Raw genomic sequence first — 22,959 nt, forward strand, 5'->3', positions numbered from 1 at the left:
GGTCACTGATGTGGCGGGTTGGTGTTGTGGGCCCTGGTGTGACCTACCGCCTGGGCCTCCCACTTGCGCATCCGACGGATGCCCTGTGCCCCCATCCGGGACATCACGGACTCCACGATGGTCTCGACCAGCGCGAGCAGCCCGACGAACGTGTCGAAGGGCACGGCTTCGACTTCCGCGGTGAGGACGACATCGGCGACCGCTGCGACCGGTGACATCCACCGGTCGGTGATCAGGATGACGTCCAGTCCGGAGGCCTTGACCTGCTGGGCCAGTTCGAGAGATGCCGGCTCGTATCGGCGTAGATCGAAAAGCACCAGGACAGAACGCCTTCGGGCATCCAGGATGAGCCCTGCGTCGTGGCGAAGTGGATCGTCGACGTACACGACGTCGCCGCGCACCTGGGAGAGCTGCAGGGCGAGGACCTGGGCGATGGAGCGGGAGAAGAACCCGCCGGTGATGAGGATCTGTTTGGTGCAACCGGTGATCAGGCCGATGGCCGAGTCCAGTTCGGACGGTGGCAGCCTGCGCGCGGTGGCGGTGACGGCCTCGGCACGTCGCTGCATCGCTTCCGCGAACGGCGTGGGCCCGTGCGGATCATGGCTCTGCGCGATCGTGCGCTGCACCGGGCTGCTGGCCCCGCTGGAGACCTCGGAACGCAGCGCCCGCTGCATGTCGCTGAACCCGGTGAAGCCCAGACGTGTGGCAAGACGCACGACGGTCGGCGCGCTCACCCCGGCCTCCGCGGCGAGGCTGTGGCTGGTGCCGAGTCCGCACGCCGGATAGTCGGCCAGGAGTCGCCTGGCGACGCGTCGTTCGGCGTCGCTCAGCCCGTCCATCATCTGGTGCACCCGTGCGTCGACCGTGGACGACGCCGAGGGTTCCGTTGGCATACAAGGGCCTCCACTCTCGATCGCATGACCGGGACGGGTCACGACGGTGCGTAACAGATGTAACCAGACCACACAAAATCAGAGCGCAAGACACATCTGTAATAACGTTTGCGTAACGACCTGCTCACCCTCCTGGTACCGGGGGAGCAGCGTCCGTACGTTCAACACAACGACCCGCGGGGCACTGGCGCCGCGGGTCTCGGGTCGTCCGACATCGAGGAGTAGGCCATGAGACGCAAGGTTCTGAGTCTGACCACCGTGGGTGCTCTCGCGATGGGCAGCGTTGCGCTGAGCGCATGTTCGGGTGGTGCCTCCGGCGGCACCTCTGGGACGAACGCCGACGGGGGACCCCCGTCCAGGGCGGGAACCTGGTCGTCGCACGCGCCCAGGACGCCAAGTCCATGAACAACATCCTGACCTTCGACAACACGTCGATCTTCACCTTCGAGCAGATGCTGCAGCCCCTGTTCACCGTCACCCCCGACGGCAAGGGCACGACCCCTCTGCTGGCGAAGGGATACACGATCTCCGCCGACAAGATGACCTACACGATCCAGCTCAGCCGGGCATCAAGTTCTCCACCGGCACGGAGATGACCTCGGCCGACGTGAAGTTCTCCATCGACCAGGACACCAAGTACGCGTCCACGGGCTGGGGCTACATCAACAGCTCCACCAAGCAGGTCTCGGCCCCCAGCAAGTACGTGGTCGTGGTGACGCTGAAGCACCCGTGGGCACCCCTGATCGCCGACCTCGCGCTCTTCTCCAACGCCGTGGTGCCGAACAACTACGGCGGCAAGACGATGGACGCCTTCTACCAGGCGCCGGTGGGCACGGGGCCGTTCAAGTGGGGGGAGTGGAAGCGCGGGCAGTACCTGAAGCTGCTCGCCAACCCCAACTACTGGCAGAAGGGCTACCCCCACCTGCAGTCCGTGACCTTCAACGTCGTGCCCGACTCCAACACGCGCAAGCTGCAGGTGCAGGGCGGGCAGGCCGACGTCGACGAGTACCCGGACTGGTCGACGTTCCAGTCGGTGGGCTCCCCGACGGTCTCCGCCACGGCGTTCCCCTCGACCGAGCTGGACTACGTCGCGTTCAACGAGGCCAAGAAGCCGTTCCAGGACATCCACGTACGCCGCGCGATCTCGGCGATGATCGATCGCCAGGCCATCGTGAAGGCGGTCCTCTTCAACCACGGGACCGCGGCGAACTCGCTGCTGATGCCCGGTGTGCCCTTCTACCAGAAGAGCACGCCCGGGATCATGAAGGACGCAGCCCTCGCGAAGAACGAACTCGCCCAGTCCTCGGTGCCGAATGGTTTCAGTACGACGCTGCTGATCCCGTCCGGTGATGCCTCGAAGATGACCACCGCGCAGATCATCCAGAGCGACCTGAAGCCCTACAACATCAACGTCACCATCAAGCAGCTGGACCCCACCGCGAACCACAACGCCCAGCAGAACATGCAGTACGAGATGGGTCTGTCCGCGTGGACGATGGACATTCCGGACCCCGATGAGTGGACCAGCTTCGCGGTGGACCCCGCCGGTGGTGCGAAGTCTGCCTACACCAACTATTCGAGCCCGACCGCCATCAAACTCAACCGCGAGGCGGAGCAGACGGTGGACCCGACCAAGCGAGCCGCGCTCTACAACCAGCTGCAGGACGTGACTGCGCACGATGCCCCGCTGGCGTACCTGTATTACGCGCCGTTCGCGTACGGGGTCTCCAAGAAGGTGCACAAGTTCGAGGTGACACCGCTCGGCAACTACCCCCTCGCCGACGTGTGGAAGAGCAAGTAATCGCGCCCGGCGTCCGTCGAATGAGAGAAGGGCTGATCTCATGCTAGGGCGACTCAAGTTCGTCCCCATGCGCATCGTGCAGGCGGTGCCTGTGGCCTTCGGGGTGACCGTCGTGGTCTTCCTGCTCGTGCATCTCATTCCGGGTAATCCGGCCGAATCCATCCTGGGTGCCCAGGCGACTCCCGCCAGGGTGGCGGCGCTCAGCAAGCAGATGGGTCTGGACGAGTCACTGCCGCAGCAGTACCTGCACTTCCTGGACAACATCGCGCACGGGAATCTGGGGCAGAGCTACACCTACCAGACCTCGGTCCTGAGTCTGGTCCTGCAGCGGGTGCCGGTGACATTGCTGCTGGTCCTCTACTCCGTGGTGCTGATGCTGATCATCAGCGTCCCGCTGTCGGCATGGGCTGCCAGCCGCCCCGGCGGAGCCCGCGACCATGCCGTGCGGGTGGTGCCGCTCGTGGGGCTCGGCATGCCCCAGTTCTGGGTGGGGGTGATGCTGCTGCTGGTCTTCGCGGTCGGGTTCAAGTGGTTCCCGGTGGGTGGCTACGGGCAGACGTTCTCCCAACACCTCTGGTATCTGTTCCTGCCCGCATTGACGCTGGCCATCTCCGTGTCACCGGTGATCATCCGCAGCCTGCGGTCCTCGATGCTCAACGTGCTGGAGAGCGACTATGTGGCGACAGCACGGTCCAAAGGCGCGGGTGGCTGGTCGCTGTTCTCAGGCCACGTCCTGCGGAACGCGGTGATCCCCGCCGTCAGCATCGTCGGGGTGAACGTCGGTTACCTCGTGGGCGGCACGCTCGTCATCGAGCAGGTGTTCGCGATTCCCGGACTGGGATCGTTGCTGATCGGGTCGATTCAGGCGCGCGACTTCCCGTCGGTGCAGGCTGTGGCCCTGTTCGTCGCGGTGTTCGTCGTGGCGGTGGGAGTGCTCACCGACATCGTCTACACACTCCTTGATCCACGCGTCGATCTCACCCGTCGGGGTGACGTATGAGCGCCGTCGCCACGCTGCGTCGGTCACGCCGCGGCGGGCAGCCGGCGTCGCGTCGGCTGCGTCCCTGGTATGAGAACCGCTCGCTCGTCGCCGGGTTGATCATCGTCGGGATCATGGTGCTGCTCGCCGTCCTGGCCCCGCTCATCTCGCCGGACAACCCGCTGCACCAGAACCTCGACCAGGCGCTCCAGGGGCCCAGCGGCTCGCATTGGCTCGGGACGGACAAGCTCGGTCGCGACGTCCTCTCCCGACTGCTGTACGGCGCACGCGTCGACCTCAAGATCGGCTTCCTCGCGGTCCTCATCCCCTTCGTGGTGGGGTCCGTGCTCGGCGCGATCGCCGGCTACTACGGGGGCTGGGTCGACATCATCATCATGCGCGTGGTCGACGTCTTCTACGCCTTCCCGCTGTATCTGCTGGTGATCGCCCTCGTCTTCGTCATGGGGTCCGGCGAGCGCAGCATCTATCTCGCGATCGCCCTGGTCTCGTGGGTCTCCTACTGCAAGATCGTGCGCGGTGAGGTGATCGTCGCGAGGCGCCAGGAGTACGTGCAGGCCGCCCGCCTCGGCGGCCTGAAGAATCTGCGGGTGCTGGCTCGGCACGTGGGCCCGAACGTGGTGAGCCAGGCCATCACCTATGCCATGTCCGACATCATCATGGACATCATGGTCATCGTGACCCTGGGCTATCTGGGCCTGGGCATCACGCCACCGACCGCCGAATGGGGATCGATGATCTCCGATGCGCAGGAATTCATCACCACCTTGTGGTGGATGGCAGTGCTGCCCGGTGTCGCCGTCGTGATCACGGGGCTCGGACTGTCCCTGATCGGCGATGGCCTGGGTGACCTGCTGTCCCCGGAGCGGAGAAGATAGTGCCGACCGACACACCGTCGACGCCGGTGCTGAGCGTGCAGCACCTGAGCCTCGGTATCCGCCGAAGTGAAGGCCACTGGGATCCCCTGGTGCGCGACGTGTCCTTCGAGGTCCCTGCCGGTGTGCGATACGGCCTGGTGGGGGAGTCGGGGTCGGGCAAGTCGATGACCTTGAAAGCCATTGCCGGCCTGCTCCCCCGGGGCGTGGAGGTCATGGAGGGGCAGGCCTGGCTGGGCGGCGAGGATCTGCTGTCGATGCCGGCGGCCAGACGCCGGCAGATCATGGGCCCGAAGCTGTCGATGATCTTCCAGGAGCCGATGACCGCGTTGAACCCCACCATGCGGGTCGGCGCGCAGATCGCGGAGGGACCGCGTCGTCACCTGGGACTGTCGAAGAAGGCGGCGATGGACCTGGCCGTGCAGATGATCGCGCGTACCGGGATCCCCGACCCCGTCCGGCGGGCCAGGGCCTTTCCGCACGAGCTGTCCGGGGGTCTGCGCCAGCGGGTCATGATCGCGATGGCGCTGTCGTGCCAGCCGACGTTGGTGCTCTGCGACGAGCCCACCACCGCGCTGGACGTGACCGTGCAGGACCAGGTGCTGCGGCTGCTCGCCACGCTGTGCGAGGACATGGGCAGCGCGCTGGTGTTCGTCACCCACGACCTGGCCGTCATCAGCCAGACATGCAGCCGCCTGAGCGTGATGTACGGCGGGCAGATCATGGAGGAGGGGAGCGTCCGCGATGTGTATCGCGCGCCACTGCATCCCTACACCGAGGCCCTCTTCGAATCCGCACCGGATTTCGATGACCCGGAGAGGATGCTCAAGCCCATCCCGGGACTGCCGCCGTCGTTGACCCATCCGCTCCCGGGGTGCGCGTTCGCTCCCCGCTGCCGCCACGCCGTCGAGGCGTGCACGACGAGTGCCAAGCAGCTCGCCCCGGTGGCGGGCGGCAGGCTCTCGGCCTGCGACCGCGTCCACGAGATCTTCGAGGTCAACGCATGAGCATCATCTCGGGCGTGAACGAGGCGCTCCGCGTCGAGGACGTCACCAAGCAGTACGGCAGCCGCAGGAACATCCTGCGGGCCCTGGACGGAGTGTCCCTGGAGTTGCAGCGCGGGGAGATCCTGGGGCTGGTGGGGGAGTCCGGCTCCGGCAAGTCGACGCTGGCGAAGATCATCGCGGGAGGGACCCGTCAGACCTCCGGACGAGTGCTGTCCGACGGGTCGGAGATAGGGATACGTCGCGACGCCGGCGAGCACCGACGGATCCAGATGGTGTTCCAGGACCCCTACTCATCCCTCAACCCCCGGCTGACCGTCCGCTCGACGCTGGCGGAGGTGCTCCGGGTCCACAAGATCGTGCCGCGGGACCAGATCGACAAGGAAGTGTCCCGCCTGATGGGCCTGGTGGGTCTGGACGACAGTGCGCTCGATGCGTATCCGGGCCAGTTCTCCGGTGGGCAGCGGCAGCGCATCGCGATCGCCCGGGCTCTGGCGGTGCGACCGGAGGTGCTGGTCGCCGACGAGCCGGTCTCGGCCCTCGACGTGTCGGTGCAGGCCACCATCCTCGATCTGTTCCGATCGCTGCGCACCGAGCTGGGGCTGTCCGTCCTCTTCATCGCGCACAACCTGGCGGTCGTGCAGCATCTGGTGGACCGGATCGCGGTGATGTACCTGGGCCGGATCGTCGAGGTCGCGCCGGTGCAGGCCCTGTTCGCCGCCCCGCAACACCCGTACACCAAGGCGCTCATCGCCTCCGTCCCCCGGATGCGATCCGTCGATCTGGAGCGTGCGCCGGCCATCGAGGGCGAACCGCCCAGTCCGATCCATCTGCCCGAGGGCTGCAGGTTCAACCCGCGGTGCGCGCACGCGCAGTCGTCGTGTCTCGACACGGACCCGGCGCTGCAGCCGGCCGGCGCACCCGACCATCTGGCCGCATGCCTGTTCGCCGGAGCGTTGCAACCCCGGTCCATCGCAGCAACGAAGGAGTCTGCATGAAGGTCTACATCTCGTTCGATTTCGAGGGCGTCGCCGGGATCGTGGACTGGGAGCAGTGCCGCGAGGGCGGGGCGGCGTACGCCCTGGGCTGCGAACTGATGCTCGGTGAGGTCAACGCGGCGATCGACGGCGCCGTCGAGGGCGGTGCGGACGAGATCGTGGTGAACGACTCGCACTCGACCATGCGCAACCTGGATCCGAGCGCGCTCGCCCACGAGGTGATGTACGTCTCCGGCCGGCACAAGCAGCACTACATGATGCAGCAGCTGGACGATTCCTTCGACGTCATCTTCTTCGTCGGCTACCACGGGTCGATCTCCGGTGCAGCCTCGACGCTTTCGCACACCTACAACCCCGAGGTCTTCGCCGCCGCCCGGGTGAACGGCGTGGAGGTGGGGGAGAGCGGGATCAACGCTCTCGTCGCCGACCACTACGCGGTGCCGATCGGGTTGGTCACCGGTGACGATGCGACCCAGCAGCAGACGGCGCCCTTCGCGCGCAATGCGGTCCGGGTCGTCACGAAGTACTCCGACTCCCGGTTCAGCGCGAAGAATCTGCACCCGACAGCGTCCCGGAGGCTGATCCGAGCTGGTGCCCTGGAGGCGGTGCAGCGCGCGTCATCCGGGGGCCTGGCGCGGGTGGATCTCACCCACCCCGTTCAGCTCGACCTCGACGTCCAGACCGGGGACATGGCCGAGGTCGGGAGTTGGGTCAAGGGCGCGGAGCGCATCGGCACCCGGACGATCCGCATCGAGTCGGACGACTCCCTGGCGGCCTTCGAATCGTTCGTCGCCGTCAACTACATCACCCGCCAAGCCGGCGGGCGCTGACAGCCGTGGACGGGATGAACATCCTCTATTCGCGGCAGCCTTCGGCACGCGGTGTGATCCGCCCGGTGCTGCTCATCCACGGTGGAGCCGGGCCGCGCACCACCGAGCTGGCACTGCAGGCCGCCCAGGACTATCGACGCGGACTGCAGGATGCCCTCGACTCCGGCCGCAGCGCCCTGGTGGCCGGTCAGAGTGCATTGGACGCGGTGTGCGCGGCCGTCGTGGTCCTGGAGGACAACCCTCTCTTCAACGCCGGGCGGGGGGCGTCCTTGACCCGCGAGGGGACGGCCGAACTGGACGCCGCCGTCATGGACGGGGACGGTCGGGCCGGAGCCGTCGCCGTCAGCCGGTACGTGCGCAATCCGGTGCTCGCCGCCCGCGCGGTGCTCGAGCGCACCGACCACGTACTGCTCGTGAGTCCCACCGCGGAGCTCGCTGCCGGATGGGACCTGGCGACGGTCGAGCCGGACTACTTCGTCACGGCCCACCGACAGAAGCAGCTGGACGAGGTCCTGCAGCGGGAGATCGCGCCGTCGAAGTCCGGCACCGTGGGTGCCGTCGCGATCGACGCCTCCGGAGGTGTCGCGTGCGCGACCTCGACCGGCGGGATGGTCGCGCAGGCCGTCGGCCGCGTCGGCGACACCGCGCTCATCGGCGCGGGGTCCTTCGCGAGCTCGAAGTCGATCGCCGTCTCCTGCACCGGCGAGGGCGAGGCCTTCATCCAAGGCGTCGTCGGCCACGACATCGCCGCGCGGGTGCGCTACGGAGGGGCGACGTTGGAGGAGTCCACGCGCGCCACCTACGACGAGGAGCTGGCAGGCCGTGGCGCGACGGGCGGCACCATCGCGCTCACACCGCAGGGCGAAGCGCTGATCGCGCACAACAGCAACGCGATGTTCGCCGGTCACTGGGACGGCGACGGCGACCACAGCGCGGTCTACGCCTAGCCACGTCTGCATCGGCGTGAGCAGCGCCGGTCGGATCGGTCCGGCCGGCACTGCTCGCGGCACTCGCACTGTTTCTGAGGAGAGTCCAGTGGCATCGTTCGACACACGCTCGGCCGTGGTGACCGGGACGGCGCAGGGGATCGGACGAGCGATCGCGGACGCGCTGTCCGAGGCCGGAGCCCGCGTGCACCGGGTGGACCGCGAACAGGTCGACCTGGCAGACGCGTCCGCCGCGACCGACTACCTGCGCGGACTGGGTGACATCGACATCGTCGTGCACTCCGCAGGCGGGGTGTGCGGTCAGACCCACACCCCGATCGAGCAGGTCACCGACGAAGCCTGGGACGCCGTCGTCGACGCCAACCTGCGGACGGCGTTCAACGTGGTCCGAGCGGTGACACCGGGGATGAAACGGCGGTCCTTCGGGCGCATCGTCACGATCTCGTCCGGTGCCGGGCGCAGCGTCAGCCTGACGGGCGTGCAGGCCTACACGTCCGCGAAGGCGGGGCTCATCGGCCTGACGCGGCAGCTCGCCTGGGAACTGGGTCCCCACGGCATCACGGCCAACTGCATCGCACCGGGCTTCGTGCTCTCCAACCCCACGACCCAGAAGCAGTGGGACAGCTACGGATCCGACGGGCAGACGGCGCTGCTCGAGCGCATCGCGACCCGCAGGACGGGGCGGGCAGAGGACATCGCCCGCGGCGTCCTCTTCTTCGCCGACCCCGACGCCGGATGGGTCAGCGGACAGACCCTGTCGATCGACGGCGGTCACTCGCTCTTCTGACCGACCTGGCCGCCGAGCGGGCATTCGTGGACCGCGACCTCATCACCTGACCCGAGGAGAACGAATGGACCTGCTCATCAACGGATGCCGACTCAACGTCGAGGATCTGGGGCCGAGGGACGCACCACTCGTCATCGCCCACCACGGCGGGGGAGGGATCGGCTCCCTCGCCGAACCCCGGGACACCTTCGGTCCGCTGGCCGATGAGTACCGCGTCATCGTCTTCGACGCACGCGGCTGCGGCGTCAGCGAGGCCGTGGCGCCGTACTCCCATGCGCAGTGGGCAGCCGATGTCGGCGCGCTGCGTCGGTGGGCCGGTGTCGAGAGGGTCACCGTCGCCGGCGGTTCGTACGGCGGCTTCATCGCTCTGGAGTACGCGCTGGCCTACCCCGAGCACGTCGAGGCCGTCATGCTGCGCGACACGTCCGCGGACGGATCGAACCTGAAGCTCGCCTTCGAGAACGCTCGCAACCAGGACCGCATCGAGATCGACTGGGACAACTTCAACCGGTACTGGAGCGGCCGCATCCGCGACGACGCCGACCTCAAGCAGTGCTGGAGCGAGATGATCGGGCTCTACGATCACGACTACGACCCGGCCCGGTCGGCCGAGGCGGTCGAGAACGGTTACTACCGGCACGAGGCCCACAACTGGTGCTTCCAGCACAACTGGGGCAGCTACGACCTCAAGGACCGCCTCCCCACCATCGAGGTCCCGGTGCTCGTCACCGTCGGCCGCTACGACTGGGTCACCCCCGTGAGCTCCTCCGAGACCATCGCCGCCCTGGTGCCGCACTCGGAGCTCGTGGTCTTCGAGGAATCGGGTCACTCCCCGCAGACCGAGGAACGCGCGCGCTTCCAGGGTGTCATGCGTGACTTCATGCACCGCCATGTCCCTGCCCGGCCCGTCCCTTCAGTGTTGAGCGCGGGGTGAGGGGCGACCGCGAGGTGCTCGAGGCGTGGCATGGCCCGGGGCTCGAGCACGACGGCGTCCAGTCCGAGGCGAGCCATCCCGAGACACCGTCAGCTCGAGGCCGTCGCCACCGCCGGTGACTGGACCAGGCAGCTCTCCGCCGGGCGCCGTGAATGTCGGCGCGGACATCGTCGTCCAAGCTACCGAGGACGTGGTGCACCTGAGCCACGGCTTCCACGACCTCGCGGCGAGCACCGAGACCCCGGCGAAGGAGGTGCTGCCCTTCATGGCCGCCTGACCTCCCGGCACGCGGCGCGGCCGGCCCCCCTCCGTCGGGATTCCGGCCGCGTCGTTCCATACCGGGCCGGACCACTGCGCATCACCGGGGACGACGGAGGTCGGCTCGAATCAGGTCGCTCGTCGACGAGCTGCGGTCAACTCCCGTCGAGGGGCCGCTTGACCGCCAGGACGGGGCAGTTCGCGTCCAGCAGCACCTGCTGCGAGGTGCTGCCCGCGATCAGCTTGCCCACGGGGGACCGGCGGCGGATGCCGATGACGATGAGGTCCGCATCGATGTCGGACGCGGCCTTGAGGATCTCGTCCGCGGGCGTCCTGGCCTGCGCGGGCTGACGCATCTCGTGGGTGAGGCCGAGCGACGTGAGCTTCTGATCGACGGCGTCCCAGTCCGCCGCCTCGGAGAAGCTCGGGTCGGCGTCGCTGCCACGGGTGCCGCAGTTGAGGACGACGATTCGCCCCTCACCGAGCTTGGCCATCATGACGGCGTGGTCGATGGCCGCCAGGCCTTCTGGGCTGGGGATGTATCCGACAACGATGTTCACGTGCGCTCCTTGATAACGAGTTGGAAGGGGTGTGGCGGGCCGGGACCCGAGCGGTCGACGCGTAGCGGCCGACGGCATCGTCGTCCCGGGTGGTCAGGTCGCCTCGTCGCGGGTGGCCTGGGCGAAGCTGCGCGGAGTGAAATGCCCCTCGCGCAGGGCGTGCTCGATCTGTTCCAGGGAGCGGCCGGTGAGCTCCGGCATCCTCACGAAGACGAAGATCCATGCCGCGACGTTGAAGAGGGCGTAGAGCCACATCGTCTGTCCGACGCCGACGGCGTCGATGATGGTGAGCACGGTGAGTGTGATGGCCAGGTTGGTCGTCCAGAGCACCGCCGCCTGCAGGCTCGATCCTGCGCCGCGCACCGCGAGCGGGTAGATCTCCGACTCGGTCAACCAGCCCATCAGCTGCAAGCCGCCGGCGTTGAAGAACATGAAGACGATCAGGCAGGTGATGATGAACGGGATGTCGTGCCGTCCGCTGTGACCGGTCACGAAGAGCAGGCCGAGCACGAAGAGTGCAGCCGCGGTGCCCGGCACCATGATGAGGGTGAGCCGTCGTCGGCCGACGCGGTCGATGATGTTGAGGCCGACCAGCATCATCACGAGGTAGGTGCTCGCCAGTCCGACGCTCACGCGTAGCGCGGTGCTGGTCGAGAATCCCGCATCCGTGAGGATGGTCGGCGCGTAGTAGATGATCATCTCGATGCCGCTCAGCTGCGTGAACATCGCGATGCCGCAGCCCACGATGACGGCGGGCCGCACCCATGCCTGCCGCAGCCCGGACCATCCGCGCTGACTGGCCTTGACATCGAGCTCCTCGGCCACGTTCTGGGTGATCTCGCCGATCTCCCCGTCCAGTGATGCACCTCGAGGTCGCATGAGCGACAACGACTTTCGGGCATCGTCCGCTCGGTCCTGCGCCACCAGCCAACGGGGACTCTCCGGCAGGCGCAGCACGGTGAGCAGCAGGATCGTCGCCGGCACGACGGCGAGTCCGATGGAGACGCGCCAGCTGAGGCTCTGTGTCGCGCCGACGATGGTCGAGACGAGGATGCCGGTGCCGATGCCGACCTGGAAGGTGAGCACCAGCTGGCCGCGGCGCGCGGGCGGGGCGAGTTCGGCGACGTACATCGGCACGGTCTGGGTGGCGCCGCCGACGGCGAAGCCCAGGATGACGCGCGAGACGCACAGCAGCGGCGCACTCGGGGACAGGGCGCACGCGAGAGCGCCGACGATGAAGATGCACGCCAGCATGAGGATGGTGCCGCGTCGGCCGCGCTGCTCCGAGAGTCGACTGCAGGCGAGTGCGCCGAGGACCGCTCCGAAGAGGATGCTGCCGGCGATCACCTGCTCGGAGCTGTGGCCGGTGTTGAAGTCCTTGCGGATCTGCAGCAGCGCGGCGGAGATGATGCCGGTGTCGTAGCCGTAGAGGAACGAGGAGATCGCCGATGCGACGGCCGCGAGCCACAGCGCCGGCGTGAAATGCCCACGCGCCTCTTCGCCGGTCGCGGTGTCCTGCTCGCTCACGGTCACGGTGCGTCCTCTATTCGTTTCGCGCGTCTCGCCAGGCTAGACCCGTGGGGCGCCCGAGGTGTGCATCCGCAGCCGCGTCCGCGGCGCGCTCACCGCGCGACGTACACCGTGTTGGCCGAGTGGCCACCGGTGAGGAAGTTCGCGAAGGTGACGACGTGCGCCTCCGAGGAGTCGAAGACCCCGTCCAGCAACGCGATGAAGTCATCGTCCGGCGGGTCGTCGGACCAGAGCGCGAAGACACCGTGCGGTTTCAGATGCCGCTTGAGCCGGCGCAACCCGTCGAGGCTGTAGAAGGCTGCGTGGTCGGGGTGCAACACGTGGCGGGGCGTGTGGTCGATGTCGAGCAGTACGGCGTCGAACCGGCGGCCGGCGGCGTCCGGGTCGAAGCCGTCGTCGGAGGCGGCCATGGCGAAGAAGTCCGCCAACACCAGCCGGGTCCGCGGGTCGTCCACGAGGTCGTCGGCTCCCGGCAGCAGCTTTCGTTCGTGCCAGTCGATGACCTCGGCCAACGCGTCGACGACGATCATCGAGCGCACTCGGGGATCTTCCAACGCGGCCCGTGCGGTGCAGCCGAGGCCGAGGCCGCCGACGACGACGTCCAGGTCGCTGCCCCGGGTCTGCGCGAGGCCGAGCCGGGCGAGCTCGATCTCCGCGACGGTGAACAGGCTCGACATGAGGAACTCCTCGTCGAGCTTCACCTCGTAGACGTCGACGTCGAGCGTGGGCTCCCGGCGGCGACGCAGGCTGATGGTGCCGCGTGGAGTCTCGCTGTAGGCGAGCTCCTGCAACCGTGCGCTCATCCGGGTCAACTCCCTCACCGCCGTCACCTGCCGCGGCGGACCTGCCACGCCGCCAACGTACCCGCCGGCCGGGGGAGTGCCGCAGGGCGCGATCGGTGGAGCGCTGCGGCGCCTCGGGGTTCAATCGAGGAACTGGTCGAGCAACGTCACCAGCGCATCCGGCTGATCGAGCGGGATGATGTGTCCGCACTTCGGGACCAGGGCGCCGCGCAGATCGTCCGCAATCGGTGTCAGTTGCCGGTGCAGGGCATCACCCACCGGCTGGGCGCCGATCGCGAGCGTGGGCACCCGCAGCCTGCCGCCCGCGACGGCGTCAGCGATCTGCGCGGCGGTCTGTGGCATCGCCCGGTAGATCTCGAAGGCGCAGCGCAGCGATTCGCGACCGGAGTACGAAGCGACGGACGCGTCACGCACCTCTGCCTCGATCCCGGATCCGTCGAACGTGCCTGTCCGGTAGAAGAAGTCGAGGTAGTCGTCCTCATGTCCTTCGAGCACCACCTCCGCAAGGCCCGGCACCTGATGGAAGCCGAACCACCACGGAGGCCCGGCGCGGAAGAAGTCCTCCGCTCCCGGAAGCACCCCTAGCGTCGACTCCATCAGGACGAGGCGGCGGACCCGATCCGGTTCACGCAGGGCCAGCAGGAACGCCGGTGGCACCCCCGCGTCGATCGCCACGATGTCCGTCGAGGTGGATCCGAGCCGATCGAGCAGCAGGCCCAGGTCGGTCGACAGACTGTCCGCGTCGTACCCGTCCGCCGCGCGGGTGCTGCCACCGGTCCCGCGGAGGTCGGGCGCGATCACTCGGCGCCGCTGGATCAGTCGGTCCGCCACGTGCGACCAGAGGAGCTTGGTGTGCGGGAAACCGTGGACGAGCAGGACGTCTGGGCCGACTCCGTCGACGAAGGTCTCCATGGTGATGTCGCCGGTGTCGACGCTCAGGGCGCTCTCGATCACTGCTCTGCCTCCCGGTCACCGATCGTCCCCGTCGAAGCTAGGCACCCGGAGGTCGTTTTGGGAAGGCGGTGCCCCGGATCAGCCGACGGTGATCTCTTCGACGTCGAGCTCGTGGTGGTCCGCGCACTCGACGACGACCCGCACGGGTTCTCCGCAGTCGGCGTGCCAGAACTGGCGGCCCATCGTGCCCGGGGCGTGCTTGACGCCCCACTGCCCGAGCGAGAGGACGGCGGGCATGAGATCGCGCCCGCTGTCGGTGAGCGTGTAACCGTGCCGGGTGCGCTGGCCCGGTTCCTGGTACGGCTCGCGCGCCAGGAGGCCGGCGATCACGAGAGCACGGAGGCGGGAGGCGACGACCGCTTCGGTCAGCCCGGTACGGCCAACGAAATCGTCGAACTTGAACGTCCCGAAGAGCGCCTCGCGCATCAACAGGATCGCGGACCGCGTACCCACGACCTGCATCGTGCGGTCGATGGGGCAGCGGTCACCCGGTGAGGTGCGGCTGCGGCGCCTCATGACGCCGGAAAGGGCGAAAGCCATGTCTCCATCCTAACCTGGCTTGTGATTTGCATAGTTAGGTGCCAGGCTCACGACGTGTCGCCTGCAACCCGAAACCACAAGCGGTCCACGTCGCCAAACGACGAGCAGGCTCCCAAGGATCGGCAAGGTCGGGTCCTCCTGGTGCTCTCGGCGGCGGCGTTCATGGCCAGTCTCGACCTGTTCATCGTGAACGTCGCCTTCGATTCGATCAGGCGTGACTTCCACGGCGCGTCGCTGTCGGATCTCAGCTGGATCCTGAACGGCTACGCCATCGCGTACGCGGCACTGTTGGTGCCGCTCGGTCGACTCGCCGACCGGTACGGCCGTAAGGAGGGCTTCCTCGCCGGGCTCGCCCTCTTCGCACTGGCGAGCGCTGCCTGCGCCCTCAGCCCCGGACTGTGGTGGCTGGTCGCCTTCCGCGTCCTGCAGGCGGCCGGTGCCGCGGCCCTCACGCCGACCAGCCTGTCGCTGCTCCTACGCGCCACCGCGCCGGACCGGAGGGCGCGCGCCGTACGCATCTGGGCGGCGACGGGCGCACTCGCTGCGGCCATCGGTCCGGTCGTCGGGGGCCTGCTGGTCCAGGCCGCGTGGCAGTGGGTGTTCGTCGTCAACGTGCCGATCGCGATCGTCGCGATCATCAGCGCGATCCGTTGGGTCCCGGACTCCCGCGACGCCACCGTCGAACGAACACCGGACCTGCTGGGCGCTGGTGTGCTCGCCGTCGCAATCGGCGCCCTGGCGCTCAGTGTCGTCAAGGGGCCGGACTGGGGCTGGTCGGACGCGCGCGACGTGGCCGGGTTCGTCGTCGCCGCAGTCGGAATCGCCTTCTTCGCGTACCGCACCACCCGGCACCCCGTGCCGGTGATCGAGCCGGCGATGCTGGCCGTGCGCACCTTCGCCTGGTCCAACATCGCCTCACTGGTCTTCAGCATCGCGTTCGGCGCAGGTCTGCTGTCGACCATCCTGTGGTTCCAGCAGGTGTGGGGCTACGGCCCGGTGCGATCCGGTCTCGCGATCGCGCCCGGACCGGCCACGGTCCAAGTGACCGCCTTGATCTCGAACCGACTGGCCCGGCGCGGCGTCCCAGCCGGCCTGATCGCCGCGCTCGGTTGTCTGATGCTCGCCGCCGGATACGTCTTCATCGCGTTCTCCGTGGGAGTGCATCCGCAGTGGGTGACGCAGATGCTGCCGGGGCAACTCCTGATCGGTGGCGGCGTCGGCTTCGCACTGCCGACGATCCTGTCCTCCGGCACGTCGGACCTGGCCCCGCAACGCACAGCCACCGGCAGCGCGGTGATCAACATGAACCGACAGATCGGCACCGTGCTCGGTGTCTCCATCCTGGTCGCGATCCTCGGCACCCCCATCGGCCTGACACAGGCACATCACGTGTTCCGTCTGGCCTGGCTGACCATCGCAGGAATAGGGGCGGCCGGGGCCGTCGTCTCCGTCGGCATCACGCCCTCGCGCAGAGCCGTTGCGACGCCTGCACTACCCGCCGCGGGGGACGCGGCGTGACCACCTTCGATCGGACCACCCGGGTGCATCCGTCACCGGCGCCCGGGATGAACGTTCCAGCGACGTCGTTCGTCGCGAACCTCGACGAGACCTGGTCCTCCCTGATCGGCGTGCACGGTGGGTACGTCGCGTCGCTGATGGTGCACGCGGCCGAGCTGGTCCTCCCGGACCGGGTGGTGCGCACGGTGAGCACCTCCTTCCTGCGCCCGGCCTCGGTGGGCCCGGCCGACGTGGCGCTCGAGATCCTGCGCGCCGGTCGTTCGTTCAGCACTCTGTCCGCTTCGGTCCAGCAGGCGGGTCGCACCGTCGCCGTCAGCCGCATCACCCTGCTCAACCCGGTCGACGGAGTGGGCTGGACGACGCCCACGGCGCACGACCGACCCGCTCCTATCGATCGCTGCCTCCCGTTCGAAACGCCGCCGTCCATCGCGCACTTCGGCCAGGCCGACTTCCGGATCGACCCTGCGACGGTCCCGACGGGCGACCCCGAAGTGGGTGAGGGTCGCATCGCCGGGCACATCCGGCCGATCGAGACACGCCCGATCGATGCGCGCTGGCTCGTCGCGATGGGGGACTGGTTCCCGCCGTCTCCGTTCCGTCGGCTCGCGCCGCCGGTCGGCGGGATCAGCATCGACTACACCGTGCACCTGCACCGCACCCTTCCCGCCGACCCCGACCTGTGGCTCGAGGGCGCGTTTACGACCGCGCAGAACGTCGGCGGCATCGCCCTCGAGCACGGCACGCTGGCGACACCCGATGGCGTGCCGGTCGCCGAGGCGTTCCACACCCGCTGGACGGGCTGAAGAGGGCTGACGCACCTCCTCGATGGTCGAACGCGATGAGGTCATGGATCGCGGGTCGAGGTGCTTGCAGCACAGTGTGGATAACCCCGAGAACGTCCACGCCACGCGAGGGGGATGTGGATAACCATGGCTCGAATCATCATCATCTGCAGTCATATTCGTCATCTTTGCCCTTGCGCGATACATCGAACAGGCGTATGATTCACAGTAGATGGCAGGGGGTGCCATCACCAGCGTAGGAGGGGCCATGGCGCAGTCGACGACCGACACCCATCGGCCCGCAGCGCCGGGCACCGGTGCCCGGTTGGTGGCCCCGTTGAACGAATTCACCAACGGCCTGGACGAGTGGCCGGGCGCCCTGTGGCAGCTGGACGAAGCGGCACTGGGTGACGTGGTCGGGGGCATGCTGCGGATCGCCACCCAGGCGGAGAACGTCGCCGCGCTGGCCACGACCGACGCCCTGCGCCGGGGCACCGTGGCGAATTCCACCGCCACGGGTGCTCCGGCGTGGGTGGCCCGGCAGGCTGCCGGCGTGGACCCGGTGGTGGTGCGCCGTGTCGGGGCGGTCGGGGTGGAGTGCGCCGACCCGCGCAACCAGGTGGTTGTTGACGCGTTGGCGACCGGGTCGGCGAGTGTGCCGGTCGCGGCGGTCGCGTTGCGGGAGGTGCCGCACGTCTTGCCGCAACTACCCAGCGCCGACCGCGATGAGCTGCTGGGCCGGTACCTCTCGCTGTCGGATCATGGGCCGCGCGCCCTGCGGGAGTTGACCACCCGGATCTTGGGGGAGTACGCCCCGCAGCGGTTGGTGCGGGATGAGGAGCGTCAGCAGGAATGCGAGTCGGTGTTCTGGGCTGACCTGCCCAGTGGGTTGACCCGGTTCGTCGCCGAACTGTCCGGTGGCGACGCCGCGGTGGTCAAACACGCCCTGCGCGCTCTGTCCGCGCCTGCACCACAGCCCTGCGCCACCGACACCGACGACCCGTGCGACGCACCAAATATCGGGCCGCTGCTGCAAACGGGGACCAGTGCGCCCGGGCGGGACACCCGCACCCCGGCCAAACGGCGCGCGGACGCCCTGGTGCGACTGATCGACACCGCCGCAGGCGTCCTCGACGGCACCAGCTCGCGGCCGGTCGGAGAATTCGGCGGCACCGCGAAGATCCTGGTCACCCTGGATTACGCAACGTTGTACGAGGGGCTTCGCGAAGCGGGCCGACTCAGCGAACACAGTTCAGACGACGGCGGATTCGCACCGACGTACCTGCCGGGTATCGGGCGTACCACCGACGGCGACTATCTCAACGCGGGCACTCTGCGACGGATGGCGTGCGATGCGGATCTGATCCCGGCTGTCTTGGGCACCGAGTCGGAACCGTTGGATGTCGGGCGCGCCAAACGCCTCTTCACCGGAGGACTCAGAACGGCCATCATCCACCGAGACCGGCACTGCACGTTCCCCGGCTGTGACCGGCCACCGGACTGGTGCGATGCACATCATGTGAGGCCCTGGTGGGCCGGCGGCGAAACGGACCTCGGCAACGCGGCACTGCTCTGCGCGCGACATCACACGATCGTGCACCGCGACCTGCTCACCGCCACCGTCACCGAGACCGGCGTCACCTGGGACCTCACTCCCGGACTGATGCCCACCCGGCCCGGCGGACGTGTCGGCACCGAACGAAGCACGGACCCACCGGTGCCGCCCAGAAGCTGACCTCAACCTCCGGCGGCGATACTTCGGCTGTGACTGCTGTGGATGCCTCCGCGCGGGCGGTGTTCCTACGTCGAGGCTTCTGGCTGGAGTACGTGACGCTGGCCTGGAACGTCGTCGGCATCGTGGTGCTCGCGGCTGCGGCGGTCGCCGCGAGATCGGTGGCTCTGGCGGGTTTCGGACTGGACTCGGTCATCGAGATCGGCGCATCGACCGTCGTGATCTGGGAGTTGGCCGGCAGCGGTGAAATGCGTCGGCGTTTCGCGCTGCGCCTCATCGGCGGTGCGTTCGGCGCGCTGGCGCTCTATCTCCTGGTGCAGTCCACCTGGGTGCTGGCCATCGGGTATCACCCACGCCACTCACCGCTGGGCATCGTGTGGACGGCCGTGACCGCGGCGGTCATGTTCGTCCTCGCAGCGGGCAAGGCCCGCACCGGCGCTGCTCTGGACAACCCTGTGTTGGCGACCGAGGGTCGCGTCACGTTCATCGACGGCCTGCTTGCGGCCGCCGTGCTTCTCGGATTGCTGCTCAATCTCCTGGCGGGGTGGTGGTGGGCGGATCCGGTGGCCGGATACGTCCTGGTCTACTACGCACTCAAAGAAGTCCGCGAGATCTTCGGCGGTGACTAGAAGACGGTCGGGCCTGGTGCGAGCACCATCAACGTCCGGATGAGCCAGGCGGTCGCGCGTCGGCAGCGCGGACGACGAGAAGGCGTCGCCCACGCTGCCATCGGTGACAGGAGCCCGGATCAGGCCATATCGCAGATGCCCTGCTGGACCGCCGCGTTCACGTGCACCAGTCCCTCGATCTTGGTCGGCAGCGCGGTCGTCGCGATCACGACGCTGCGCCCGTCCCGAGTGGTCAGGTTGCGGGTCTCGAATCCAGTGATGTCGCCACCGTGGCCCCATGCCTGCACCCCGCAGGACAGCGTGCGCTTGGCGAAGCCGAGCCCGTAGGACCATCCCTTCTCCGGTTCGAAGCCGGGTGCGGCGACGGTGGTCAGCAACTGCTGCTGCTGTGCGGGCGCGAGCAGCTTGCCGTCGAGCAGCGCGCGATTGAATGTGGACAGGTCACTCGGCGTGGAGATCAGCTGCCCTGCGGCCCACCCGAGGGACGGATCCAACTCGGTCACGTTGACAGGGTTCGCGCCCGGCTTGGCCCTGAAGTACGCCTGCGCGTGCCGTCCACGGATGGTCTGCACCCCCGTGTTCGGCCAGTACGTGTGGCGCAGCCCGAGGCGGTCGATGACCCGCTGGGTGATGACCTCCCCGATCGGACGACCGGTCACCCGTTGCACGATCAGTCCGGCCAGCACGTAGTTCGTGTTGCTGTAGGCCCAGCTGGTCCCCGGCTTGAACTCCGCTGGAGCGGTGAGTGCCGCGTCCAGCGCCTGGCGCGGTTCGAAATAGGTGTGCTGCACCGCGAGCAGGCCCTTGGACGCCACGAGGGTGTCGTAGTCGGGCAGGCCCGAGGTCTGCTGCAGCAGGTTGCGCACGGTGATGTGGCGCCCGTCGATTCCTTTCCCGCGTACGAGGCCCGGCAGGTAGGTCTCGATCGGCTTGTCCAGGCCGATCCGACCCTCTCCGACCAACTGCAGGACGGCCGTCGCCGTGAAGGTCTTGGTGTTGGACGCGATCCGCACCTCGCCGTCCGCGGGGACGGGCGTCCGGGTGTTCAGGTTGCCCACACCGGCCGTGTAGCTGCGCACCTTCCCGTCGGACTGCCGCACGAACGCCTCGACACCCGGGATGCCGTCCCTGGTGACCAGCGCGTCCAGGGAGCGCTGGAACGCCGCGTCCTTGGGTGCGGTGTTCCTGACGCCGCCTCCGGCGTGATGGTCGGCGGTCAGCCGGTCCAGGTTCGCGCTCGTCCGGTCCAGTTGATGGTTGACCGCATCGGCCTGTTCGTATGCGGCCTGAGCTCCGGGTGTGCTCGACACCGCCCAACCTCCCGCCAGTACGACGGCGGTGATTCCAGCGACAGCGGTCTTCCGGCTGCGCATCCAGCGGGGTGTGCGACGGGTGTCCTCCGTGGCAGGGTCGTGGGGCGTGGTCGGGTCGTGGTCGTCGGTCATGATCGCTCCTTGGTCGAATCGGTCGATGGCCACGACGTTTCCGCAGACCGCGCGACGGGCGCGATCCCGCGTACGGGTGTCTGGATGGTGCAGCAGGCTGTACTGCTTCCGGCGCGCACTCCTGGAACGATGAGGCTCTGCGAGGCGCCGCCCCGCACGTCACGGAGGGTGAGGACGTTGGACGCAGCGGACGGCCTCGGCAGCACACCGGGTGCAGAAGCACCCGGTGGGCAAGCGCTCCGCCGGAGCTCGACGAATCCGCTCCGGCTCGCGCCGACCTCGTTCCGGCAGCTGACGGGCGGACTGGGCAGCGCCCTGCTGGCGATGGTGCTGCTTGCGTCACTGGCCGCCAGTTGGATCCTCTGCGTGGTGGGGATCGGATTCCTGGTGCTGCCGACCTGCCTGCGCGCCGTACGGCCGCTGGCGGATCGCGAGCGCGTCCGTCTCACCCGGTGGGGCGACGTGATCGAGTCGCCCGCCGCGCCGGTGCCGGCTCCGCGAGACCACCTGGTCGATCCCACCGCTCGGCGCGAGCTGGCCTGGCTCGTCCTGCACGGCACGGTCGACGTGGCGCTCGGCATCATCGGACTGATGCTGCCTCTCGCGGCCATCGGCGCACTCGGCTTCCCACTCTGGCGCAATCTGATGGCAGGACAGTCGATCCCGCGACAGGACACCGCGGTGCATTGGGCGGTGGACGATCCGTCCCACGCGTGGGCGGTGACCGCACTGGGTGTCGCGCTCGTCGCGGCCGTGCTGCTGGTCACTCCGGCCCTCACGTGGCTGCAGGCCGTCGCCGGTCGGCTGCTGCTTCCGCCACCGGACGAGGGCGACATGTCCCTGCGCATCGCCGAGCTCACCGCGACCCGCGCGGCAGCGCTCGATGCGCACGCCATCGAGCTGCGCCGCATCGAGCGCGCGCTGCACGACGGCGCCCAGAACCGACTGGTCGCCGTCAACGTGCTGCTCGGCGGTGTCCGGCAGGCCGTCCTGCGCGACCCGGCGACGGCACTCGAGGCCGTCGACCGGGCGCAGACCGCGACCGAGGCCGCGTTGGCCGAGCTGAGATCGGTCGCGCGCGCCATCCTCCCGCCGGTGCTGACCGACCGCGGTCTGGGCGGAGCGCTCGACGGTCTCGCCGCAGCCAGCCCGATCCCGTGTCGTCTGGAGGTCGACCTTCGCACCCGGTGCGCTGCGGCGACCGAGGCGACGGCGTACTTCGCGGTGGCCGAGGCCCTCACGAACGCCGCACGGCACAGCGGAGCGAAAACGATCGTCGTCACAGTGCGAAGTGACAGTGAGCATCTACATGTTGCTATCCAGGATGACGGTTCCGGTGGCGCCAGCGATCGGAACGGGTCCGGTCTGCTGGGCATCCGGCGCCGCGCCGAAGCATTGGACGGCACCATGAGTGTCCGGAGTCCGCGCGGCGGGCCGACCCGACTGGAGGTGAATCTGCCGTGCGGATCGTGATCGCCGAGGACGACTCATTGCTGCGCGAAGGACTGGCGGCACTCCTTCGTGCGGAGTCCCTGGACGTCGTCGCGACCGCGCACGACGCACCGTCGTTCCTGGAAGCCGTCAAGATCCACCGCCCGGACGTCGCGCTGGTCGACGTGCGGATGCCGCCCACCCACACCGACGAGGGCATCGTCGCCGCCGTCGAGGCGCGGCGGCGCCAGCCCGGTCTCGGTGTCCTAGTGCTGTCGGCCTATGTGGAGCAGGCTTTCGCCACCGATCTGATGGTCGCGGGTGCCGCGGGTCTGGGCTATCTGCTGAAGGAACGCGTCGGGCGGGTGGAGAGCTTCCTCGACGCCCTGCACCGGGTCGCGGAGGGAGGCACGGCGATCGACCCCGAGGTGGTGGCGCAATTGCTCACCACGACGCGGCCGGACGCCGGCCTGGACCGGCTCACACCGCGGGAGACGGAGGTGTTGGCACTGATGGCCGAAGGATTGGGCAACGCCGCGATCGCCGACCGGCTCGTGGTGACCGAAGGGGCGGTCCACAAACACATCCGCAGCATCTTCGCCAAGCTGGACCTGGCACCCGCGGAGCAGACCGATCGTCGGGTCGCGGCCGTCCTGCGGCACCTGGACCACGAACGCCGCTCCGGTGCGGGGCTCGGATCCTGACGCGCTC

General features: G+C 68.5%; 24 protein-coding genes. 17 read left to right on the forward strand and 7 right to left on the reverse strand.

Going from position 1 to position 22,959, the window contains the following annotated elements; all coding sequences use genetic code 11:
• Positions 1 to 2: 2 nt before the first annotated feature.
• The gene (locus LVQ62_RS11440; RefSeq protein ID WP_233761704.1) at positions 3 to 893 is read right to left on the reverse strand and encodes a MurR/RpiR family transcriptional regulator; all 891 of its coding nucleotides are present in this window, start codon (positions 891 to 893) and stop codon (positions 3 to 5) included.
• Between the two features lie 401 nt (positions 894 to 1,294).
• Here LVQ62_RS11440 and LVQ62_RS11445 point away from each other — a divergent pair, with 401 nt between their 5' ends.
• The 11 genes from LVQ62_RS11445 to LVQ62_RS17560 all read left to right on the forward strand — a co-directional run bounded on the left by LVQ62_RS11445 (position 1,295) and on the right by LVQ62_RS17560 (position 10,343).
• On the forward strand, positions 1,295 to 1,489 hold the full coding sequence (locus tag LVQ62_RS11445; protein ID WP_233761706.1) for a hypothetical protein: 195 nt from the start codon (positions 1,295 to 1,297) through the stop codon (positions 1,487 to 1,489).
• Positions 1,486 to 2,694, forward strand: coding sequence for an ABC transporter substrate-binding protein (locus LVQ62_RS11450; protein WP_233761708.1), 1,209 nt, complete (start codon positions 1,486 to 1,488; stop codon positions 2,692 to 2,694). Before LVQ62_RS11445 ends, LVQ62_RS11450 begins: the two co-directional genes overlap by 4 nt.
• Before the next feature lie 40 nt (positions 2,695 to 2,734).
• On the forward strand, positions 2,735 to 3,694 hold the full coding sequence (locus LVQ62_RS11455; RefSeq protein ID WP_179481100.1) for an ABC transporter permease: 960 nt from the start codon (positions 2,735 to 2,737) through the stop codon (positions 3,692 to 3,694).
• Entirely contained in the window at positions 3,691 to 4,569 is an 879-nt protein-coding gene (locus LVQ62_RS11460; protein ID WP_208052081.1) for an ABC transporter permease, read from the forward strand. Before LVQ62_RS11455 ends, LVQ62_RS11460 begins: the two co-directional genes overlap by 4 nt.
• The gene (locus tag LVQ62_RS11465; RefSeq protein WP_233761712.1) at positions 4,569 to 5,573 is read left to right on the forward strand and encodes an ABC transporter ATP-binding protein; all 1,005 of its coding nucleotides are present in this window, start codon (positions 4,569 to 4,571) and stop codon (positions 5,571 to 5,573) included. Before LVQ62_RS11460 ends, LVQ62_RS11465 begins: the two co-directional genes overlap by 1 nt.
• On the forward strand, positions 5,570 to 6,568 hold the full coding sequence (locus LVQ62_RS11470; protein WP_233761714.1) for an ABC transporter ATP-binding protein: 999 nt from the start codon (positions 5,570 to 5,572) through the stop codon (positions 6,566 to 6,568). The genes LVQ62_RS11465 and LVQ62_RS11470 overlap by 4 nt, the downstream gene beginning before the upstream one ends.
• Positions 6,565 to 7,398 carry a M55 family metallopeptidase gene (locus LVQ62_RS11475; RefSeq protein ID WP_233761716.1) on the forward strand — a complete coding sequence of 278 codons (834 nt, stop codon included), beginning with the start codon at positions 6,565 to 6,567 and terminating at the stop codon, positions 7,396 to 7,398. Before LVQ62_RS11470 ends, LVQ62_RS11475 begins: the two co-directional genes overlap by 4 nt.
• 14 nt (positions 7,399 to 7,412) lie before the next feature.
• Positions 7,413 to 8,345 carry an isoaspartyl peptidase/L-asparaginase family protein gene (locus tag LVQ62_RS11480; protein ID WP_233761718.1) on the forward strand — a complete coding sequence of 311 codons (933 nt, stop codon included), beginning with the start codon at positions 7,413 to 7,415 and terminating at the stop codon, positions 8,343 to 8,345.
• Positions 8,346 to 8,433: 88 nt separating this feature from the next.
• Positions 8,434 to 9,132, forward strand: coding sequence for an SDR family NAD(P)-dependent oxidoreductase (locus tag LVQ62_RS11485; protein WP_233761720.1), 699 nt, complete (start codon positions 8,434 to 8,436; stop codon positions 9,130 to 9,132).
• A gap of 64 nt (positions 9,133 to 9,196) precedes the next feature.
• Positions 9,197 to 10,066: an alpha/beta fold hydrolase gene (locus LVQ62_RS11490; protein ID WP_233761722.1), complete on the forward strand. Its 870-nt coding sequence runs from the start codon at positions 9,197 to 9,199 to the stop codon at positions 10,064 to 10,066.
• 148 nt (positions 10,067 to 10,214) lie between these two features.
• On the forward strand, positions 10,215 to 10,343 hold the full coding sequence (locus LVQ62_RS17560; RefSeq protein ID WP_255696392.1) for a hypothetical protein: 129 nt from the start codon (positions 10,215 to 10,217) through the stop codon (positions 10,341 to 10,343).
• A 136-nt stretch (positions 10,344 to 10,479) separates the two neighbouring features.
• On the opposite strand, the gene LVQ62_RS11495 is transcribed toward LVQ62_RS17560, so the two are convergent.
• From LVQ62_RS11495 to LVQ62_RS11515, 5 genes are all read right to left on the reverse strand, one after another.
• Complete coding sequence (locus LVQ62_RS11495) at positions 10,480 to 10,884, reverse strand: universal stress protein (RefSeq protein WP_233761724.1); 405 nt, start codon at positions 10,882 to 10,884, stop codon at positions 10,480 to 10,482.
• A 93-nt stretch (positions 10,885 to 10,977) separates the two neighbouring features.
• Positions 10,978 to 12,417 (reverse strand): sugar porter family MFS transporter, encoded by a 1,440-nt coding sequence (locus LVQ62_RS11500; RefSeq protein ID WP_233761726.1) that lies wholly within the window; start codon positions 12,415 to 12,417, stop codon positions 10,978 to 10,980.
• Between the two features lie 89 nt (positions 12,418 to 12,506).
• Positions 12,507 to 13,265 (reverse strand): spermidine synthase, encoded by a 759-nt coding sequence (locus tag LVQ62_RS11505; protein WP_370639616.1) that lies wholly within the window; start codon positions 13,263 to 13,265, stop codon positions 12,507 to 12,509.
• A gap of 72 nt (positions 13,266 to 13,337) precedes the next feature.
• The gene (locus tag LVQ62_RS11510) at positions 13,338 to 14,171 is read right to left on the reverse strand and encodes an alpha/beta fold hydrolase (protein ID WP_233761728.1); all 834 of its coding nucleotides are present in this window, start codon (positions 14,169 to 14,171) and stop codon (positions 13,338 to 13,340) included.
• A gap of 78 nt (positions 14,172 to 14,249) precedes the next feature.
• The gene (locus tag LVQ62_RS11515; RefSeq protein ID WP_218883635.1) at positions 14,250 to 14,711 is read right to left on the reverse strand and encodes a helix-turn-helix domain-containing protein; all 462 of its coding nucleotides are present in this window, start codon (positions 14,709 to 14,711) and stop codon (positions 14,250 to 14,252) included.
• 141 nt (positions 14,712 to 14,852) lie between these two features.
• On the opposite strand from LVQ62_RS11515, the gene LVQ62_RS11520 reads away from it, so the two are divergent.
• The 4 genes from LVQ62_RS11520 (at position 14,853) to LVQ62_RS11535 (ending at position 19,372) form a co-directional block, all read left to right on the forward strand.
• The gene (locus LVQ62_RS11520) at positions 14,853 to 16,229 is read left to right on the forward strand and encodes an MFS transporter (protein ID WP_233761730.1); all 1,377 of its coding nucleotides are present in this window, start codon (positions 14,853 to 14,855) and stop codon (positions 16,227 to 16,229) included.
• Positions 16,226 to 17,032 carry a thioesterase family protein gene (locus tag LVQ62_RS11525; RefSeq protein ID WP_233761732.1) on the forward strand — a complete coding sequence of 269 codons (807 nt, stop codon included), beginning with the start codon at positions 16,226 to 16,228 and terminating at the stop codon, positions 17,030 to 17,032. Before LVQ62_RS11520 ends, LVQ62_RS11525 begins: the two co-directional genes overlap by 4 nt.
• A 247-nt stretch (positions 17,033 to 17,279) precedes the next feature.
• Positions 17,280 to 18,746 (forward strand): HNH endonuclease signature motif containing protein, encoded by a 1,467-nt coding sequence (locus tag LVQ62_RS11530; RefSeq protein WP_233761734.1) that lies wholly within the window; start codon positions 17,280 to 17,282, stop codon positions 18,744 to 18,746.
• A gap of 29 nt (positions 18,747 to 18,775) precedes the next feature.
• Positions 18,776 to 19,372 (forward strand): cation transporter, encoded by a 597-nt coding sequence (locus LVQ62_RS11535; protein ID WP_233761736.1) that lies wholly within the window; start codon positions 18,776 to 18,778, stop codon positions 19,370 to 19,372.
• Between the two features lie 119 nt (positions 19,373 to 19,491).
• Here the strand turns inward: LVQ62_RS11535 and LVQ62_RS11540 are convergent, their stop codons facing one another.
• A complete protein-coding gene (locus tag LVQ62_RS11540) occupies positions 19,492 to 20,817 on the reverse strand; it encodes a serine hydrolase (RefSeq protein WP_233761737.1) in 1,326 nt (441 codons plus the stop codon).
• A 177-nt stretch (positions 20,818 to 20,994) separates the two neighbouring features.
• On the opposite strand from LVQ62_RS11540, the gene LVQ62_RS11545 reads away from it, so the two are divergent.
• On the forward strand, positions 20,995 to 22,290 hold the full coding sequence (locus LVQ62_RS11545) for a sensor histidine kinase (protein ID WP_233761739.1): 1,296 nt from the start codon (positions 20,995 to 20,997) through the stop codon (positions 22,288 to 22,290).
• A complete protein-coding gene (locus LVQ62_RS11550; RefSeq protein ID WP_233761741.1) occupies positions 22,278 to 22,952 on the forward strand; it encodes a response regulator transcription factor in 675 nt (224 codons plus the stop codon). Before LVQ62_RS11545 ends, LVQ62_RS11550 begins: the two co-directional genes overlap by 13 nt.
• Positions 22,953 to 22,959 lie beyond the last annotated feature (7 nt).

It is taken from the genome of Allobranchiibius sp. GilTou73, from assembly GCF_021391335.1.
Taxonomy (GTDB): Bacteria; Actinomycetota; Actinomycetes; order Actinomycetales; family Dermatophilaceae; genus Allobranchiibius; species Allobranchiibius huperziae.

Coding starts and splice junctions, on each gene's coding strand:
- LVQ62_RS11540 (WP_233761737.1), bottom strand. CDS start 20,817: ATGACCGACGACCACGACCCGACCACGCCCCACGACCCTGCCACGGAG.
- LVQ62_RS11445 (WP_233761706.1), top strand. CDS start 1,295: ATGAACAACATCCTGACCTTCGACAACACGTCGATCTTCACCTTCGAG.
- LVQ62_RS11460 (WP_208052081.1), top strand. CDS start 3,691: ATGAGCGCCGTCGCCACGCTGCGTCGGTCACGCCGCGGCGGGCAGCCG.
- LVQ62_RS11450 (WP_233761708.1), top strand. CDS start 1,486: ATGACCTCGGCCGACGTGAAGTTCTCCATCGACCAGGACACCAAGTAC.
- LVQ62_RS11440 (WP_233761704.1), bottom strand. CDS start 893: ATGCCAACGGAACCCTCGGCGTCGTCCACGGTCGACGCACGGGTGCAC.
- LVQ62_RS11455 (WP_179481100.1), top strand. CDS start 2,735: ATGCTAGGGCGACTCAAGTTCGTCCCCATGCGCATCGTGCAGGCGGTG.
- LVQ62_RS11490 (WP_233761722.1), top strand. CDS start 9,197: ATGGACCTGCTCATCAACGGATGCCGACTCAACGTCGAGGATCTGGGG.
- LVQ62_RS11515 (WP_218883635.1), bottom strand. CDS start 14,711: ATGGCTTTCGCCCTTTCCGGCGTCATGAGGCGCCGCAGCCGCACCTCA.
- LVQ62_RS11470 (WP_233761714.1), top strand. CDS start 5,570: ATGAGCATCATCTCGGGCGTGAACGAGGCGCTCCGCGTCGAGGACGTC.
- LVQ62_RS11530 (WP_233761734.1), top strand. CDS start 17,280: ATGGCGCAGTCGACGACCGACACCCATCGGCCCGCAGCGCCGGGCACC.
- LVQ62_RS11480 (WP_233761718.1), top strand. CDS start 7,413: ATGAACATCCTCTATTCGCGGCAGCCTTCGGCACGCGGTGTGATCCGC.
- LVQ62_RS11475 (WP_233761716.1), top strand. CDS start 6,565: ATGAAGGTCTACATCTCGTTCGATTTCGAGGGCGTCGCCGGGATCGTG.